The sequence below is a fragment of the Demequina sp. genome (genome assembly GCF_016278765.1).
GTDB lineage: Bacteria > Actinomycetota > Actinomycetes > Actinomycetales > Demequinaceae > Demequina.
This window is the reverse complement of the sequence record NZ_JADQBE010000029.1, coordinates 18,968-36,289: the sequence shown is the minus strand read 5'-3', so window position 1 is coordinate 36,289 and position 17,322 is coordinate 18,968. Positions and strand designations below refer to the sequence as shown.

The window sequence follows — 17,322 nt, the reverse complement described above, 5'->3', positions numbered from 1 at the left end:
CGCAGGCACGGAACCCGAGGTCGCGGACCCCCCGCCGTTCGCCGACCACCTCGACGACGCCTCCGCTCCGGTCGCAGCCCCTGAATCCATGTCAAGAACTCACTACCAGGACGACGCTGCAGGTGCGTCCCAGGCGGGAGCCCAGCCGGCCGGTGTCGCGTCAGTAGTGAGTTCTTCACAGGAGCCCGCTGCGACGCCCGCTGCGGAGGGCTCCGGCGCCGTGCTCGTGGGCTACGGGGTCAAGGCCGACGCCATTCACCGCCGCCACCGCAACGTCGAGGTCGTGGAGCAGATCGGCGGCGTCGGCGACACCGAGTACCCCGTGCTCGCCAAGCCGCCCGTGCGCAAGCTCGCCAAGGAACTGGGCGTCGACCTCAGCACCATCAACCCGTCTGGCCCGGGAGGGCTGGTGACGCGCGGCGACGTCGAGCAGAAGGTCAAGGAGACCTCCGCGCAGACGCTCGCGACGTACGCGAACGACGATCAGCCGTGGCTCGAGACCGGCTACTCGAGCGATAACGGCCGCTCGACGCGCGTGCCCGTGAAGTCGGTGCGCAAGCGCACGGCCGAGGCGATGGTGCAGTCGGCGTTCACCGCCCCGCACGTCACCGAATTCCTCACCGTCGACGTGACCGAGACCATGAACCTCGTGGCCAAACTCAAGGCGGACAAGGACTTTGCCGACGTGCGTGTCACGCCGCTGCTGTTGGTGGCCAAGGCGCTGCTGCTCGCGGTGCGTCGCCACCCCGAGGTCAACGCGTCGTGGGACGAAACCAATCAAGAGATCGTCTACAAGCACTACGTGAATCTGGGCATCGCCGCGTCGACGCCGCGGGGCCTCGTGGTGCCCAACATCAAGGACGCTCACCGCTTGCCGCTTCACGCGCTCGCGACCGAACTGCAACACCTCACGGCCGAGGCTCGTAGTGGGCGCGTCCCGCCAGCGCGCATGGCGGACGGCACCATCACCATCACCAACGTGGGCGCGCTTGGCATCGACACGGGCACCCCGATCCTCAATCCCGGCGAGGCCGCCATCCTGGCGTTCGGCGCGATCCGTCAGATGCCGTGGGTGCACGACGGTGAGATCCAGATTCGCTGGGTGACGCAACTCGCGCTGAGCTTCGACCACCGCCTGGTGGACGGCGAACTGGGCGCGCGCTTGCTGTTTGACGTGGGTCGCGTGATGAACGACCCCGCGCACGGGCTGGTCTGGGCCTAGGCCCGTGTCAGGCGCGGGCCCCGGGCGCGGCATCCTGGGCGCACCCGGGAAGGCCTAGCCCTCCATCACCACGCCGTCGAGCAGCGTGCCGTTGGCGATCGCGTTGCGCTGGCCATCGTCGTCCTGAAGCACCACGGTGCCGCGCACCACCACGTTCTTGCCGAACGTCCAGTCGCCCTTGATGGTCAGCGACGACGCCTCGCGCAGCGACGGCGCCCCGTGCGGGAAACGGGCGTCAAATTCCGCCATCGTCTTGTAGAAGGCCGGGTCGAGGTCCACAACAGGGGCCTTGCGCACCGCGAGGCGCAGCGCGCCGTCATCCTGCAACTCGTACGCGTCGGAGCGCAGCACCAGCAGGTCGTTCGTGGTCTTGACGGGCAGGAAGCGGTCCCGGCCGACGACGATCGCGGTGGCACCCTCGAAGACCTCGATCGCGGCGCCCATCGCGGTCTCGATCTGGAACACCTCGGGCGATTCCTTGTCCGTGGGGTCCACGTGCTTGGTGTTGCGGATCAGGGGCAGGCCCAGCACGGCGCCACGTTCGGTGAGCGCCGCCCTGAGCTTCTCGAGGTCCCACCAGAGGTTGTTGGTGTGGAAGAACGGGTGGTGGTGCTCGTCCGTGAAGTAGTGCATCTCGTTGGGCGCGGTCTGGGCGGTGTCGCGCAGGATGAGCTGGCCGTCCGCCTTGCGCACGGCCAGGTGGCCGCCCTTGCGGTCCGCGGCGGTGCGCTCGCAGAGCTCCGCGGCGTACGGCGCGCCCGATGCGGCGAACCAGCCCGCGATGCGCGCGTTGGGCACGGCGCCCAGGTTGTCCGAGTTGGAGACGCTCGCATACCGGAACCCGGCCTCCAACAACGCGTCCAGGATGCCCGATGCGAGGATCGCCGTGTAGATGTCGCCGTGGCCGGGCGGGCACCACTCGAGGTCCGGGTCCTGAGGCCACTCGACAGGCGTGAGGCCGTCCACCAGCAGCTTGGGCTCCTTGTTCTGCACAAAGTCGAGCGGCAGGCCCTCGACGGCTAAGCCGCGGTGCGCGGCGAGCGCCTCGAGCGAGTCGTCGCGCGTGCGGAAAGAGTTCATCAGCAGCAAGGGCAAGTGGGCCCCCGTTGCCTTGCGGGCCCGCTGCACCTGCCCCACGATCACGTCCAGGAAGCTCTGTTCGCCGCGTACCGGCAGCAACGACTTGGCGCGGTCCATCCCCATGGAGGTGCCCAGCCCGCCGTTGAGCTTGATGATGACGGTCTTGGCGAGCGCGGCCCTCGCGGCCTCGTCGTCCACCTCCACGCCATCCAGGCGGGTGGGGTCGGTCAGCGGCTCGATCGTCTCCTCGAGAATCAGGCCGGTGGCCCCCGCCTCGAGCTCGCCGTAGTAGTGGCTGAAGACGTCGATCGCGGCCTGATTGACACCGGCCTCGCGCATCTTGGTCTGGGCAGCTGTCAGTCCGAGTGCATTGCTCATACCCATGAGCCTAGAGAACGTGCGTCGGTCTGCGCGACGTCCCGCAGGTAATGCGCTTGGGTGACGTGCGGGTATGGCAGGATCGGGCACCGGTTGCGTACGCTGGGCCGATGGATTCACCTGCGTGGCGCGCGGACAACAGGGCCGACCTCGACCAGGTCGCGCGCTCCGTGACGACGTGGATCGAATCGGCTCTTGATTCACCCCTGTACGCGTTTCTCGCGTCCCGCATCTCGCAGGATCCCCAGATGCTCGCCCTCGTGGGTGCTATCGACAACGCTCCGCCGCTCAACCTGCTGTTCGCTGGCGTCCAGTTGCGACTGAACACGGCCGATCCGCTCGCGGCTTGGTACCCGCATCTCGCAGGCGCCGATGCGCGCCCGCCTGACGCTGACGCTTACGCCGCCTTTAGCGCGTACGCGCTCGATCACGCGGCCGAGCTCATCGAGATGGGCTCCACTCGGCGCACGCAGACAAACGAGGTGGGTCGTTCCGCAGCGATCCTTCCGTGGCTCGTCGAGGCCGCCGATGCGTGGGGGGCTCCCGTGCACCTCGTCGACATTGGCGCGTCGGCGGGACTCAATCTCTGCCTCGACCGGTTCGACTACGACTACGGCGACAAGACTGTCTCTGCTATCAATCCGAGTGCGACGCGACTCACTCTGCAGTGCGAAAACAGGGGCGGTTTTGCTCTGCCCGATAGCGCCCCAGCCATTGCCACGCGCACGGGCCTCGACCTGGCACCCATCGACGCGATGGACGCCGACGCGACGGCGTGGCTTGAGGCTCTCGTGTGGCCGGAGCACACCGACAGACTCGAGCGACTGCGCGCCGCGTTGGCCATCCGCCGCGATACCGACGTGCGCATGGTGGCGGGCGATGCTGCGGTGAGCCTCCTGGAAACGGAGGCGAACCTTCCGCCCGGCCCGATGCTCGTCTTCCATACGGTGATGGCGTACCAACTCGCTGCGACACAACGGGACGCGATCGACGCGTCCCTTGCGGAGGTCGCCACGCGAAGGCCTGTGGCGAGGGTCGCGATGGAGCCCGTGCGCGGAGCGGGATACCTCTACCTGTACACGGGGCTTTCGTACGCCACGGCTCAGGTGCGGGCCGGTGCGCACGCCCATGGGCGCTGGATCGACAACGTGGCGTAGGGGCGGCTCTCACGGCGCGTCATGGGCCACAGCACAACCGGGCCGACTTCGGGCCACCCCGTGTGTGCTCGAGGGGAGAACTACTTGTCGGCCGCGTTGACCGGCTTCACGTCGTTGTCACCCGCTGCCGCCGCTGCGTCGTCGTCACCCGCTGCGTCGCTCACCGCCGCCTTCGCCTCGTCCTCGTCCCGCATCGTCTCCAGGCCCGACTTTTCGCGCAACGGCACGTGCGGGATGAACAGGGAGAAGAGCACGCCGCCGAGTCCGATGAACCCGGAGATCAACAGCACGCGCGTGATGGCGTCCGCAAAGCCCTCGCGGAACGGCGACGCCAGCACGGGGTTGGCCTCCTTGAGGAACGAGGTGTCGTCGAGCGACAGGCCCGCGTCCTGGGCGCCGTCAATCGAGCCGGCCTGCAGCGTCTGAATGATGGCCGCATCCACGGGATTGGTGAGGGTCGCGGGGTCGGACACCACCTGCTGGAAGGCCGGGGTCTGCGAGGCCGCCGAGATCTCGTTGCCGATGTCGCCCCCGACCGTACCGAACAGGATCGACAGGAACACCGCGGTGCCGAGCGAACCGCCAATCTGCCGGAAGAACATGACCGACGCGGAGCCCGTACCCATGTCTCGGGGCTCCACGGCGTTCTGCACGGCCAGCATGTTCGGCTGCATCACGCCGCCAAGGCCGAGGCCGAACAGCCCTGCACCAACGAACAGGTGCCACAGCGGGCTGTCGGCCGAGAGGGTGGACAGGTCGATGCTGGCGATGACAATGAGCGACGTGCCGATGATCGGGAAAACGCGGTACCGGCCCGTCTGGTGGATGACGCGCGCCGAGAGCCCCGCCATCGTGATGATGCCGAAGGTCATGGGCAGCATCGCCAGTCCGGATGCGGTGGGCGACAGTCCCTTGGCGATCTGCATGTACAGCGGCAGTCCCGCCATGGCGCCGAACATCGCGAAGCCCATGATGAAGTTCAGGCCCGTCGAGACGCCCACGGTGCGGTTGCGGAAGATGCGTGGCGGCAGCAGGGCGTCGTCCCCGGCGGCGAGTTCGGCGCGCACAAAGCCCAGGATGCCGACGAGCGCGACGGCAGACAGGACGAGCACGCTCGGGGAGGTCCAGCCCCAGTCCCGGCCCTGCTCCACCACGATGAGCAACGGCACGATGGCGACTACCAGGGTGCCCACGCCCCACCAGTCGATCGCCACGCGCTTGTGCGTGGCGGGCAGGTGCAGGACGCGCAGGATGATGAACAGGGCGATCGCACCCAGCGGCACGTTCATGAGGAAGATCCAGCGCCAGCCGGCGAAGCCGAGCAGTTGGTCGGCGTCGGCAAAGAACCCACCAAGAACGGGGCCCAGCACGGACGCCACGCCCCATACGCCAAAGAACAGCGCCTGGTACTTGGTGCGCTCGCGCGGCGACAGCATGTCGCCCAGGATGATGAGTGCGAGCGCCATCAGCCCGCCGGCGCCCAGACCCTGAATGGCGCGGTACGCCGCGAGCTCGAACATCGAGGTGGCCGTGCCGCACAGCAGCGAGCCGACAACAAACGAGCTGATGGACAACACATACAGCGGCTTCCGCCCGAAGATGTCCGACAGCTTGCCGTACAGCGGCGTCGAAATGGTCGCTGCGATGAGGTAGGCCGTGGTGACCCAGGCCTGCAGCGTGAGGCCGTTGAGGTCGTCGCCGATGGTGCGGATCGCGGTCGCCACAATCATCTGATCGAGTGCGGCCAGGAACATGCCCACCATCAGGCCGCCGACGATGAGGTTGATCTGTCGGCGACTCAGGAGCGGTGCGGAGACGGCTGTGGTCACGAATATTCCTTTCACACGACGCCGGACGATGCGGCGGGGACTGCCGCGTCCGTGCGGTCGAAGTGGCGCGGGGCGGGGAGGGCTCGCGGCGCGCAACCACCATATTCCACGCATCGGCCGGGTCCCTTATTCCTGGGTCGGGGATTCCCGGTGCAGGTGCTCGCGCCGTGGATCATTCGGCGCGGCTGCCGCGCGCCCTTACGCTGAACACATGATCCTGGTGACGGCCGCGGCCGTGGTGCGCGACCTGGGCGTGGCCGCGGTGGTAGGCGGGCTGCTGTTGGTGGTCGCGGTGGTGCGGGGTGCGGCCGCCGAGCGCGCCGCGCTGGTGGCCAGAGTCGGTGCGCTGGTGTGGATTGCGGGCGCGGGTGTCTTTCTCATCAGCTCCTACGTGGACATCGCCCAGGTGGGGCCCTCCGCCCCCGACTTTGGCGCGCAGCTCTGGAGTTTCGTCGGCGACATCGACCTCGGCCGCGCGTACGGGATGAATCTGCTCGCGGCCGTCGTCACGTCGATTGCGGTCACGCTGGTGCGCACGCCGTCGGAGGCGGCGTGGGCGCTCGTCCCGGTGGCCTATGGGCTGGGCGTGCAGGCGATGACGGGCCATGCGGCCGGCGCCGAAGACCACCACCTCGCGGTGACGTCGCTGTACGTGCACGTGGCCGCGTCGGCGGTCTGGCTGGGTCTGCTCATTGCCTTGGCCGCGGCGCGCAAGCCGCTCGGCAACGATGCCAAGGCCGCAGTGCAGCGTGTGTCCCGCATGGCGCTGTGGGCTGCGGCCGCCATCGTCGCGTCGGGCGCCTCCAACGCGTGGCTACGCGTCGGCTCGGCCGGCGACCTGGTCACCACCACGTACGGCCGCATCCTCGCGCTCAAGCTCATCCTGATGTCGGGGGTCATCGCCCTAGCGGCGTGGCATCGGCGCGTCACGTTGCCCCGGCTCACGTCGGCCGATGTGCGGCGCCGCTTCTACCGCGTGCTCGCCTGGGATGTGGCCCTGCTCGCTGCTGTGGCCGGCATCGGAGGGGTGTTGGCCCGCTCGAACCCCACAATCCCTGTGGTGGTGGTGCCCAACCCGAGCCCCGCGTTCCTGCTGACCGGGTACCCGCTGCCGCCGCGTCCCGACGCGATCGAGTGGGTCCTTCAATGGCGGCTCGAGATCCTGTCGGCTCTGGTGGTGGTCGCCCTGTGCGTGGTGTACCTGAGGTGGGTGTCCCGATTGCGTGGGCGTGGGGACGACTGGCCGTGGCAGCGCAGCGTCGCGTTCCTCACGGGCATGGCGGGCATCGCGTGGATCACCCAGGGCGCACCCGCCGTGTACGGGATGGTGACCTTCTCCGGTCACATGGTGGAGCACATGCTGCTGGTGATGGCCGTGCCGCTACCCATCGTCTACGCGGCGCCCGTGACCCTGGCGCTGCGTGCGCTGCCCAGCCGCACGGATGGCACCCGCGGGCCGCGCGAGTGGATCCGCACCATCGTGGAATCGCGGTGGATGACGTTCCTGGCGAACCCGGTGGTGGCCGCCGTGAACTTCGCCGGCTCCTTGGTGGCGTTCTACTACAGCCCCCTGTTTGAGTTCGCGCTGCGCAATCACGCGGGGCACCTGTGGATGATCGTGCACTTCACCCTCGCGGGCTACCTGTTCGCCAACGCGCTCGTGGGGATCGACCCTGGCCCCACGCGACCCGCATACCCCTTGCGGGTGTTGCTGCTGTTCGCCACCATGGCGTTCCACGCGTTCTTTGGCGTCTCGCTCACCGCGTCGGAGGTGCTGCTCGCTCCTCGCTGGTACGGACTCATGGGTCGGGACTGGGGCGCCGACGCCATCACCGACCAGCAGTATGGAGGCGCCATCGCGTGGGGCCTGGGTGAGCTTCCGGTGCTGGTGTTGGCGATCGGCGTGCTCGTGGCCTGGCGGCGGGCCGACGCCCGCACCGCCACGCGCCAGGATCGGGAGGCGGTGCGCACCGGGGACGCGGACCTGGCCGAGTACAACGCCATGTTGGGCGGGCTGGCACAATCCGACGACGCCGCGCCGGGTCGGTAGGGACCGCGCCGGGTCGGTGGGGACCGCGAGCGACCTGTGTCGGCCGGCGGCGCGTCCACAGATTTTGTCCACAGCCGTGTGCACGAATCTGGAACTCCCTGGCAAACCCGGTGGAGAAAAATGTGGAAAAGCGGTGTGAAAAAGTCGACCCACGTGCGGCTTGCGCTGGCGCGCGCGGGTCCGCTACTACTGGGGCATCGGGAAAATCATCACTCGCTCGGCAGGGACTTTCACTGCGGTGAGCCGTACTTGATGTGGACGCTGGGAGACCGGCGTCTCGCCAAGAGTCGGGTGTGTGGTGATGGACTCGGGCGCTTCGGACAACGCTGGTCCAGGGTATGCGGTGAGACCTAGGTCGCACTTGACACACTGTGGGTGACGGCACAGGGACTGACGGCCCCAAGCGTCGACCGATAGGTTGTCTTCCTCGGAAGACGAGGCCGTAACGTCAATCACGGCATTTGGTGTCGCCTCACGGGGCGGTGCCGAGAACTTGAGGTCATGGCAGGGCCCCTCGAACGCTTACTTCGAGGGGCCCTTCGCCTGTCCCCAGCAAGCGGTTCGGTGACCGATTCCCGCCGAGCAGTTCGGTGACCGATTCCCGCCGAGCAGTTCGGTGACCGATTCCCGCGTCGCCTCCGCACCCTCGCCCTGGGTTTTCGCGCGGGCCACTCCTCCACAGATTTTGTCCACAGGCCGGTGGATTTCTCGCGGCCAGACGCAGGAATCGGTGGAAAACCCTGTGCAACAAAAGTGGAAAACGAAAATGTCATTTTCCGCTTGCGCGCCCCATTTTCGAGGAGTAGACATTACTCATTCGGATCGCACGAAGACGAACAAAGTGGTCGGGGCAACCTGGCCGCAGAGGGACTCGAGTCGATGCGAAGTGGTTCACAGGATGTTGCGCTAGCCCTTCAGGATCTTCTCGGAGAGAACGAAGGGGCCGCTGGTAACGAGGTGGCAGTGACGGGCCGTGAATCGCAGAGTGAGGAGGGCCCCGCTTGCGGGGTTCGCCGGTTGGGTTCGTTACCTGGCGGCTACGGTCGGCGCTTGCGTCGGTCGTGATCCTCGTCTCAACAGCAAGGCCCCCCGGACGCTTACTCCGGGGGGCCTTTGCTGTGAAACGAGTCGGACGTGATTGCTCGCTCAAGAACGACAGTACGGGGGACCGACATGTTTCACCGGGAACGACACGCAAAGTTCACGCTGGCGTTCTGAAGCGTTTCGACGGCTGTCCGGAGGTCAGTAAGGCTCACATGCGGGTTCCGGTGGCCGATGGAACCCCTGAGTTGCAAGCCAAGGAGGCGGGTCGTGGGTGACACCGAGCGCGACGGCGACCTGCCCGTAGCCGATGCCGTAGCGGCGCGGCTGAAGCGGCTCGAAACCATCCTTGAGCTCGCCCCGGTGGGAATCGGCCTCGTGGACCCGCAAGGACGCACGTCCATGACGAACGGTGCGCTCCATCGCATGCTCGGCTACACCGATGAAGAGTTTGCGACGATGCCGTGGAGCGAGTTCACGCACCCCGACGACATTGAGCCCAATGCGGTGCTGTCCCGCAAGTTGGCGGCCGGCGAGATCGATCACTTCGACATGGAGAAGAGGTTTCTGCGCAGGGGCGGCGGGTACCTGTGGACGGCGTTGACCGTGTCGCTCGTCAGGGACGCCAACGGCGAACCCGATTTTGAGATCGGCATGACGCTCGACATCACCGAGCGCAAGCGGCTCGAGAGCGACCTACGCGCCGCGGAGGAGCGGTATCGGCTTCTCGTCGAGCGGGTCCCCGCGGTGGTGTACGTTGCGGAGCCTGGCCCCGACGGACGCTGGCACTATGTGAGCCCTCAAATTGAGCGGATGCTCGGCTTCACGGCCCAGGAGTGGATGGCGGATCCGGGCCTGTGGCTGCGCCAGCTCGACCCTGCCGACCGGGACTCGGCTGTGGCGGACAAGCAGTACATGATTCTGGCCGGGACCGAGGTGGAGACGCGTTCGGACACGTATCGGATCCACCGCAAGGACGGAACGGCGGTGTGGGTGCGCGACGATGCCATGGTGCTCTACGACCAGGATGGAAACCCCACCTTTCAAGGCGTGCTTGTTGACGTCAGCCAGGAGAAGGAGCTTGAGGAACGCCTCGGCTATCAGGCCTTCCACGATCCGCTGACCGGACTGCCCAACCGCAGGCTGTTTCTCGATCGGGTCGATCACGCGCTCGCGGGTCGAGCCTGGCCGGGGCGCAGCAGCGTCGTGCTCTTCATCGATCTCGATGATTTCAAGGTGGTCAACGACAGCTTCGGTCACGCCTCCGGAGACGACGTCATCATCGCGGCCGCGCGTCGGATCAAGACGTGTGCGCGTGCCGGGGACACCGCGGTGCGCCTGGGCGGCGACGAGTTTGCACTGCTGCTCGAGAACGCGACCGTCGAGCAGGCCACGACGCTCGCCTCCCGGATCCTTGTTGCGCTGCACAACGCTCCGGTCGAGTTCAGCGGACACGGCGTGGTGATCGGAGCCAGCATCGGCATCGCCGCCGCCGGTCCGGGGGAGACAACCGAGACCCTGCTGCGTAACGCCGATCTGGCGATGTACCAGGCAAAACTGCGCGGGCGCGGGCGGTACGTCGTCTACGAACCGGATATGCACAAGGGCGCGGTCGCCCAGTTTCGGCTCGCGGCTGCACTGCGGACTGCCGTCGCCGCGGAGGCGATTACGGTCGCCTACCAGCCCATTGCCCACCTGCACACGGGGCTCGTTGTGGGGCTCGAGGCCCTGGCGCGGTGGTCGGACCCGGAGCTCGGGGATGTTGCGCCGTCGGCGTTCATCCCAGCGGCGGAGCAGGCTGGCCTCATCCAGGAGCTAGGCAGGCAGGTGATGGTGCGGGCGTGCGGCGACGTGGCACGTTGGCGGGTCGAGACCGGCAGTGATGCGTACGTGGGCGTGAACGTGTCCCCGCTTCAGCTGGAAGACGACGAGTTTCCGGGCTTTGTGGTCAAGACCTTGCGCGACCACGACCTCGAACCCAGGACACTCGTGCTCGAAGTCAACGAAGGGCTGCTCCTGGACGAGAGTAGCCGCGAGGCATTGTGGCAACTGCGCGCGCAAGGGGTGCGGGTCGCCATCGATGACTTCGGCACCGGGTACTCCTCGCTCAGCCGCCTGAGAAAACTGCCCGTGGACATGGTCAAGATCGATCAGGCGTTTGTCAGTTCGGTCGAGTCTGGGGAAGCCGACCTCGCGTTTCTGCAGGCGATCATCGGGCTCGCCGAGACCCTGAACCTGGTGACGATCGCGGAGGGCATCGAGACCCTGGCCCAAGTCGGTGAGCTGCAGGCAACGTCGTGCGCGTTTGGCCAGGGCTACCTCCTCGCGCGCCCGGGCCCGATCACGCTCATCCCCGCGACCCTCGCGGCTATCGGCGCCGACCACGAGCACGACCGCTGAGCTCACCGGGCTCGGACGCACCTGCGCGGCTTCCCTGACCTGTCGGCGTGACCCGACACGCTCGGACGAACGTGGCCGCCGGAACATACGTAACGCTAGTTGCGTAACGTCGTCTCATGTGTGACGTTTCTGGGGTAACGCAAAAGGACTGAGCCCGACATGGACATCCCCCACACCGCCTCGCCGCGGCGACCCGGCGGACACGGCAGCGGACGCGGCCGCCCGCGCCAGCCCGAGATGGACGACGCGATCCTCGCTGCCGCGCTCGAAGAACTCGGACGCCACGGCTACGCAGGGATGACCGTCGCGGACGTCGCGCGGCGGGCGGGCGTCAGCAAGCCAACCGTCTACCGGCGCTGGGCCGACAAAGCGTAGCTGGCGATCGAAGCCATCGTCGACCGAATGCCCGCCGCCGCGCCCATCGACACGGGCAGCGTGACCACCGATCTCATGGCCTACGCCGACCTCCTGGTGACGACGTTCACCCGCACCCCGGCGGCGCAGGTCCTGCCCGGTCTGGTCGCCGCCATGGCGGCGACCGGAAACTCGCGGCCGCCTACCGCGACTTGCTCATCCACCCGTTGCGCCAACGGATGCGCGAAGCGGTCGAGCTTGTGCTCGCTCGGTTCGGAACGGGGCAACCCCACCACACCCCCGCCGGCGGCGCCTGATCGCCGGTACCTACCGACAGGGCACCACCATGCAGTCTCCAACCCTGACCGCCTACCAAGCCGCAGAGCGTGACATCTCCGTACGAGAGGCCCGCACCGGAATCCGGGTCCACGCCACCAGGCCCACGTCGCGATGGCGGCTGAAGGCGCGTGAGCGAACCGCATCGGCGTGGACAGGACCCCAGGCCGATGCCCATGCCGCCTCGTTCGCGCTCCAGGTCATGACGGACCGCTCGGTGCCGGGATCCGTGAGCCACCGCATCCTCGAACGCAGTGACGAGTCGCCGTGGCCGTTTTCCCTTCACCACGCCGACGTCTCGACGTGAATGGGCCTCATCCATCATCCAGTGCAGGCACGGCGCGGCCGTGGATGGCGTCTCTGCCAAGAGCGCACCACCGCCTTCTCGACCTCCACGACGGCGAAGATGGCCAGTCCGATGATGATGGGGATCACCCAGTGGCGCAGGCTCAGGGCCGCGGTCTCGAAGAGGGACTGCATGAAGGGTAGGTAGACGAACCCCACCTGCAGCACCAGCAACACCCCTACGGCGATCCACGCCACGGGGTTGCCGAACAATCGCGACGGGAAGTAGCTGGCGGCCGTGAGGAACCGGGCATTGAACAGGTAGAAGATCTCCGCGAACACCAGGGTGTTCACAGCCACCGTCCGCTCAATGTCGAGGTCTGCCGTGTTGCCCTTGACGACGTGGAACACCGCGATGGTCGCACCCGCCGTGAGCACGGACACGAAGGCGATCCGCCACAGAAAGTAGCCGCCCAGAATGGATGCACCGGAGTCGCGAGGCGGTCGGTCCATGATGCCCGGCTCGGCCCTTTCAAACCCGAGCGCCAGAGCGAGGGTGACGGCGGTGACCATGTTCACCCACAGGATCTGAGTGGGGGTCAGCGGCAAGTCGAAGCCGACGACCACCGCGACCATAATGACGAGCGCCTCCGCAACGCTGGTGGGAAGGATGAACAGGATCGCCTTGCGCAGGTTGTCGTAGATGGTGCGGCCCTCGTGGACCGCCTGTTCGATCGACGCGAAATTGTCGTCCGCCAAGACGATCTCGGCAGCCTCCTTGGTCGCCTCGGTGCCCTTGATCCCCATCGCCACCCCCACGTCGGCCCGCTTGAGCGTCGGGGCGTCGTTGACGCCGTCGCCCGTCATGGCCGCCACCTCCCCGGTGGCCTGCAGCGCCTTGACCAGGCGAAGCTTGTGTTCGGGGCTGGTGCGCGCAAACACCGAATACTGCTGCGCGATGACCTGCAGTTCGTCGTCGGTCGCGGCCTCCAGCTCGACTCCGCTGATGACCGCGTCGTCACCGCGCTCACTGCTGACAATGTTCATCTCCAGTGCTATCGCCAGGGCAGTGGCGGGATGGTCGCCAGTGATCATCTTGACCGCGATTCCCGCTCGCCTGCAGGCGACGATCGACTCGATCGCCTCTGGTCGGGGCGGATCGAGGATCCCCACGACACCCAGGAACACCAGCCCTCCGTCAAGGTCGTCCAGGCTCAGCGACCGCTGGTCTTGGTCGGGCTGGAGGCGCGCGGCCGCCAGCACCCGCAACCCATGCACCGTCATCTCCGCAATCCGCTCCTCCCACCACGCGTGGTCCAGGGCGGACGCGCCGGACCGCGAGGAGTACTGCGTGCGGCATCGCGCCAGCAGGCGGTCCGGCGCACCCTTGACGAGCACCAGCGACCTGCCGTCGGGCGACTGTTCAAGGGTCGCCATGAGCTTGTGTTCGGACTCGAACGGGACCTCGTCCACACGGTCGTACTCCGTGCGGTCGAAACCGCACTTCACGGCCAACGTCTGGAGCGCACCCTCGGTGGGTTCGCCGATCATGACCCACCGGCCGTCTTCGTTCTCGTCCACCTCGGCATCGTTCGCTACCGCCATCGCCTCCACGAGTGCGAGCAGGTCGGGGCGTTCTAGCGCCACGGGGGAGTCATCCAGCAGCACCTGACCGTTGGGCTGGTAGCCGGTGCCGCTGACCGTGTACGTGCCGTCGGCCGTGGCGATCGCCCGGACCGTCATCTCGTTCTTGGTCAGCGTTCCCGTCTTGTCAGAGCAGATCACGGTGACCGAACCGAGCGTCTCCACGGAGGTGAGTCGGCGGGTGATCGCATTGCGCTTGGCCATCCGCTGGACGCCGATCGCCAGCGTGATGGTCATGATCGCCGGCAGACCCTCGGGGATTGCGGCCACCGCGAAACTGATCGCGGCGATCATCATGTCGCCCGGCGGGTTGCCGTGCACGATCAGGCCGATGGCGAACATTGCGACCGCGAACATGCCGATGGTGATCGACAGCTGAGCGCCGAAACGGTTCATCGCCTTGGTGAGCGGCGTGGCCAGCGTCTGGACCTCGCTGATCATCGTGTTGATGCGGCCGATCTCGGTGTTCACCCCGGTGCCGGTGACCACCCCCACGCCGCGGCCGGACGTCACGAGCGAACTGGAGAACGCCATCGACGTGCGGTCGCCCACTCCAGCCTCCTCGTCCACCGGGTCGGGCGATTTCTCCGCCGGGAGGGACTCGCCGGTCAGGGCCGATTCCTCGATCTGCAGGTTGGTCGTGGCGATCAGCCGCAGGTCGGCAGGGACGCGGTCCCCCGAACGCAATCGCACCACGTCCCCGGGGACCAGCTCCTTGGCGTCGATGGTGACCCAGTGGCCGTCGCGCCGGACCTGGGCGTCCAGGGACAACATCTTCCGGATACCCTCCAAGGCGGCCTCGGCCTTGCCCTCTTGGATGAAACCGATCACGGCGTTGATCACCACCACGCCCAGGATCACGCCGGAGTCGATCCAGTGCTGCAGCAGCGCGGTGACCACGACGCCCGCCAGCAGGACGTAAATCAGGATGTCGTTGAATTGCTTGGCGATGCGCTTGATCAGGCTGTCGGGTTTGGCGTCGGGCAGGCGATTCGGGCCCTCGGTCTCCAGGCGACGTCTGGCCTCTGCGGCGGTAAGGCCTCCCTTGTCCACGTGGAGTTGTTCAAGCACCTCGTCGATCGTCCGGGAGTGTGCGCCCATCGCTGTTCGTCCGCCCTTCGTCGCCCCCGTGACGGCGGCACACGTGCCGCGTCCTCAAGGTGCGCCGACGCGGTACCGCGCCCGGAATTTCAGGATATCTGGGTGGCTTTGGTCCATCGCGGGACGAAAGGTCCACGGCGCCCGAAGGGCCGGGCAGGTGATCCGCCAGGGGCGCGAAGGGCCGCCGGCGCGCGCAAAAAAATGGAGCGGGTGACGGGAATCGAACCCGCGCTATCAGCTTGGGAAGTAGAAATCGCTTGATGTTGGCGCGGGACAAGTAGGCAACATACCAGGCGCAATGAACGCCTGGCGTTTTGGCACGGCGCGGACTGGGACCTTTTCGGGACCCCATCCCGTTCGGTGCGCAGTGGTCAGTAGGGCGGCATCTGGTCGACGACCTTGACCGCCATCTCGACGATCGACCGACACAGTGGCAGGTCGGCCGCGATGTCGTCGGCGGTCGCCGGGAGCTCGTCGAGGTAGTCGCCCGCATTCCGGGCTCGCCTGATCCGCGTGTAGGGCGCGAGCGTCGGCCCGAGCGGCGGATGGAGCTGGGCGCGCACTGCCTCGAAGGCGCCCGTGTGGCCAGCGTCGCGCGTGGGTCGCAGCCCCTGGGCAAGGAGGACCGCCGTCAGGGCTTTGCGGTTGGCGGCGTGGAGTGCATCGTAGGCGAGCTCGACATCCGACGCGGCCAAGGTCGCTGCGGAGAGCAGGTGCGTGCTCGCCTTGGCGAGAAGCGCGTTGGAGGCCTCTCGGTTGGGGGGAACGCGGTCCAACTGTCCGGACACCAGCATCTGGTCAACGGTGGCTCGGCCCTGGCCCCAAGGACTCATGGCTTCAGCATTGCAGGACCGTCCGACATCTCAAGGCGCACAAGGGGGCGTGAGCGCACGGTCCCGATAAAGGGGTCATCGGTGTCGCGCCATCGCTCCTGCGTGACATACGTGACGTTAACCTCTCGGCCGAGTTCGGTCTCGAGTCCGGAGAGCGCGGCGTCGACCGCGCGGCGATCAGGCTGGCCAACCACGACGACGTCGACGTCCCCGGGCGGGCCACCGGGTTCACCGTGAAAGCGGGCCGCCCACGAGCCGTGGATGTATGCCTCGTCGATGCCAGCGAGCCCCATGAGCGCCCGCGTGATCAGGAGACTGGGCCCGTAGGTCACTACAAGCAACTGTCGTAGCGGAGCGGTGGCGGGATTGTCTTCGGCTGCACGTAGAACGAGGGTGCGCCCGACTCGCTCGCCCCGGAGGAGGCCAAACTGCAGTAGGCGGCGCGTTTCACGAAAGACCGTCGGTTCGGGCTCGCCGAGATTGCGGGCTAGTTCTGCGGCGCTGATCCCCTTGTCGCTGGTGAGCACCCGCAAGAGGAGACGCGGCTGAAGTTCCGACCGGAAGATCGGCAGAAGGGCCGGAGCCTGAGTTCTCATATGACGCATGATAACAGTTGCGAAATGAGAATATAAGTATGTCGGCGTGCCTATCTGACGTGGGGACGTAAGGATCGCTCACCTCCTGGACAATTCCCGGTATGGATGGAGACATCGAGGCGCCCGATGGACGCGCAGGTTCCCGGGAGCCCGCAGCTTCGGACGACGCCGTCCGGTTCGATGAGCTCTGGGAGTCACACGCGCATCGGATCAGCGCCTACGCCACGCGCCACGTCGGCCCCGCAGACGCGCATGAGGGCGCCCCCGCGACGGGAGATGACAAGGTCGCCCCCATCACGAGGACGAGTCGACGTCGTCGCCTCTCCATGCGAATCGGTGCGGCCGCAGCGGTCGCCGCTGCGGGCATCGTCGGCGCGACGCTGTGGCCCGACTCCAACGGGAGCTGGATCCCCGCGGCGTACGCGAGTTGGCGAGCCGTGCCGGATCCCGTGACCCCTGGCGACGCTGAGGCCCAAGCCAAGGCGTGCCTCGCCCGCATGCGACTTGGCGACCCAGACGGTGAGGTGGCCGATGCGCTGCGCTTCGATGATCTGGTCCCCGTCGTGGCCGAGCGCCGCGGCGACTGGACCTACACCCTGCTGACGGCGGAAACCGGTGGCGAGCACGCCGACATAGAGTGTTTGCTGCCCCTCGACCCGAACTCACACGAGACGGGCGACGCTGGTGGTAGCGGTGGCGGCATCGCCCCCACGCCCGCGTCGAACCAGATTCAGTGGTTCGGCGGAGGCTGGAGCGACAACTCGGCTGACACCTGGGGGTATGCGGGAGAAGACGTCGCCCGTGTCACCGTGACGCTCGCGAATGGAGTCGTGGTGGACGCCACGGTCTCGAATGGGTACTTCGCCGCATGGTGGCCGAGCTTGCCGTTGATCCATGACCACGATCAGGCGCCGTACACACTGACGTGGTACCTGGACGACGGCACCGTGGGCGGAACTTACGACTGGACTGCGAGCTCGAAGGTGCCTCAGGCTGGCTAGGGGCCCGGCCTCAAC

General features: G+C 67.2%; 12 protein-coding genes. 7 read left to right on the top strand and 5 right to left on the bottom strand.

The window, feature by feature from the left end; translation table 11 throughout:
* A partial coding sequence (locus tag QZZ29_RS05825; protein WP_291382047.1) for a dihydrolipoamide acetyltransferase family protein occupies positions 1 to 1,222 on the top strand: 1,222 nt, incomplete at its 5' end.
* Between the two features lie 54 nt (positions 1,223 to 1,276).
* On the opposite strand, the gene QZZ29_RS05820 is transcribed toward QZZ29_RS05825, so the two are convergent.
* Positions 1,277 to 2,686: a UTP--glucose-1-phosphate uridylyltransferase gene (locus QZZ29_RS05820; protein WP_291382046.1), complete on the bottom strand. Its 1,410-nt coding sequence runs from the start codon at positions 2,684 to 2,686 to the stop codon at positions 1,277 to 1,279.
* A 104-nt stretch (positions 2,687 to 2,790) separates the two neighbouring features.
* Here QZZ29_RS05820 and QZZ29_RS05815 point away from each other — a divergent pair, with 104 nt between their 5' ends.
* Positions 2,791 to 3,837, top strand: a complete 1,047-nt coding sequence (locus QZZ29_RS05815) for a DUF2332 domain-containing protein (RefSeq protein WP_291382045.1) — start codon at positions 2,791 to 2,793, stop codon at positions 3,835 to 3,837.
* Positions 3,838 to 3,917: 80 nt separating this feature from the next.
* Here QZZ29_RS05815 and QZZ29_RS05810 read toward each other — a convergent pair whose 3' ends face one another.
* Positions 3,918 to 5,666 (bottom strand): MDR family MFS transporter, encoded by a 1,749-nt coding sequence (locus QZZ29_RS05810; RefSeq protein ID WP_291382044.1) that lies wholly within the window; start codon positions 5,664 to 5,666, stop codon positions 3,918 to 3,920.
* 211 nt (positions 5,667 to 5,877) lie between these two features.
* On the opposite strand from QZZ29_RS05810, the gene QZZ29_RS05805 reads away from it, so the two are divergent.
* From QZZ29_RS05805 to QZZ29_RS05790, 4 genes are all read left to right on the top strand, one after another.
* Positions 5,878 to 7,716: a cytochrome c oxidase assembly protein gene (locus QZZ29_RS05805; RefSeq protein ID WP_291382043.1), complete on the top strand. Its 1,839-nt coding sequence runs from the start codon at positions 5,878 to 5,880 to the stop codon at positions 7,714 to 7,716.
* 1,311 nt (positions 7,717 to 9,027) lie between these two features.
* The gene (locus QZZ29_RS05800; protein WP_291382042.1) at positions 9,028 to 11,157 is read left to right on the top strand and encodes an EAL domain-containing protein; all 2,130 of its coding nucleotides are present in this window, start codon (positions 9,028 to 9,030) and stop codon (positions 11,155 to 11,157) included.
* A 159-nt stretch (positions 11,158 to 11,316) separates the two neighbouring features.
* Positions 11,317 to 11,532 (top strand): helix-turn-helix domain-containing protein, encoded by a 216-nt coding sequence (locus QZZ29_RS05795; protein ID WP_291382041.1) that lies wholly within the window; start codon positions 11,317 to 11,319, stop codon positions 11,530 to 11,532.
* 325 nt (positions 11,533 to 11,857) lie between these two features.
* Positions 11,858 to 12,154, top strand: a complete 297-nt coding sequence (locus QZZ29_RS05790) for a hypothetical protein (RefSeq protein WP_291382040.1) — start codon at positions 11,858 to 11,860, stop codon at positions 12,152 to 12,154.
* 14 nt (positions 12,155 to 12,168) lie between these two features.
* Here the strand turns inward: QZZ29_RS05790 and QZZ29_RS05785 are convergent, their stop codons facing one another.
* From QZZ29_RS05785 to QZZ29_RS05775, 3 genes are all read right to left on the bottom strand, one after another.
* Positions 12,169 to 14,877, bottom strand: a complete 2,709-nt coding sequence (locus QZZ29_RS05785; RefSeq protein ID WP_291382039.1) for a cation-transporting P-type ATPase — start codon at positions 14,875 to 14,877, stop codon at positions 12,169 to 12,171.
* A gap of 371 nt (positions 14,878 to 15,248) precedes the next feature.
* Positions 15,249 to 15,710 (bottom strand): hypothetical protein, encoded by a 462-nt coding sequence (locus tag QZZ29_RS05780; protein WP_291382038.1) that lies wholly within the window; start codon positions 15,708 to 15,710, stop codon positions 15,249 to 15,251.
* On the bottom strand, positions 15,707 to 16,306 hold the full coding sequence (locus tag QZZ29_RS05775) for a helix-turn-helix domain-containing protein (protein ID WP_291382037.1): 600 nt from the start codon (positions 16,304 to 16,306) through the stop codon (positions 15,707 to 15,709). The genes QZZ29_RS05780 and QZZ29_RS05775 overlap by 4 nt, the downstream gene beginning before the upstream one ends.
* Positions 16,307 to 16,407: 101 nt before the next feature.
* On the opposite strand from QZZ29_RS05775, the gene QZZ29_RS05770 reads away from it, so the two are divergent.
* A complete protein-coding gene (locus tag QZZ29_RS05770) occupies positions 16,408 to 17,307 on the top strand; it encodes a hypothetical protein (protein WP_291382036.1) in 900 nt (299 codons plus the stop codon).
* The last annotated feature ends 15 nt before the right edge of the window (positions 17,308 to 17,322 follow it).

Excerpts from the sequence above, each read along its gene's own strand:
- QZZ29_RS05795 (WP_291382041.1), top strand. The coding sequence starts at position 11,317 with ATGGACATCCCCCACACCGCCTCGCCGCGGCGACCCGGCGGACACGGC.
- QZZ29_RS05770 (WP_291382036.1), top strand. The coding sequence starts at position 16,408 with ATGGATGGAGACATCGAGGCGCCCGATGGACGCGCAGGTTCCCGGGAG.
- QZZ29_RS05820 (WP_291382046.1), bottom strand. The coding sequence starts at position 2,686 with ATGGGTATGAGCAATGCACTCGGACTGACAGCTGCCCAGACCAAGATG.
- QZZ29_RS05790 (WP_291382040.1), top strand. The coding sequence starts at position 11,858 with ATGCAGTCTCCAACCCTGACCGCCTACCAAGCCGCAGAGCGTGACATC.
- QZZ29_RS05805 (WP_291382043.1), top strand. The coding sequence starts at position 5,878 with ATGATCCTGGTGACGGCCGCGGCCGTGGTGCGCGACCTGGGCGTGGCC.
- QZZ29_RS05815 (WP_291382045.1), top strand. The coding sequence starts at position 2,791 with ATGGATTCACCTGCGTGGCGCGCGGACAACAGGGCCGACCTCGACCAG.
- QZZ29_RS05780 (WP_291382038.1), bottom strand. The coding sequence starts at position 15,710 with ATGAGTCCTTGGGGCCAGGGCCGAGCCACCGTTGACCAGATGCTGGTG.
- QZZ29_RS05775 (WP_291382037.1), bottom strand. The coding sequence starts at position 16,306 with ATGAGAACTCAGGCTCCGGCCCTTCTGCCGATCTTCCGGTCGGAACTT.
- QZZ29_RS05785 (WP_291382039.1), bottom strand. The coding sequence starts at position 14,877 with ATGGGCGCACACTCCCGGACGATCGACGAGGTGCTTGAACAACTCCAC.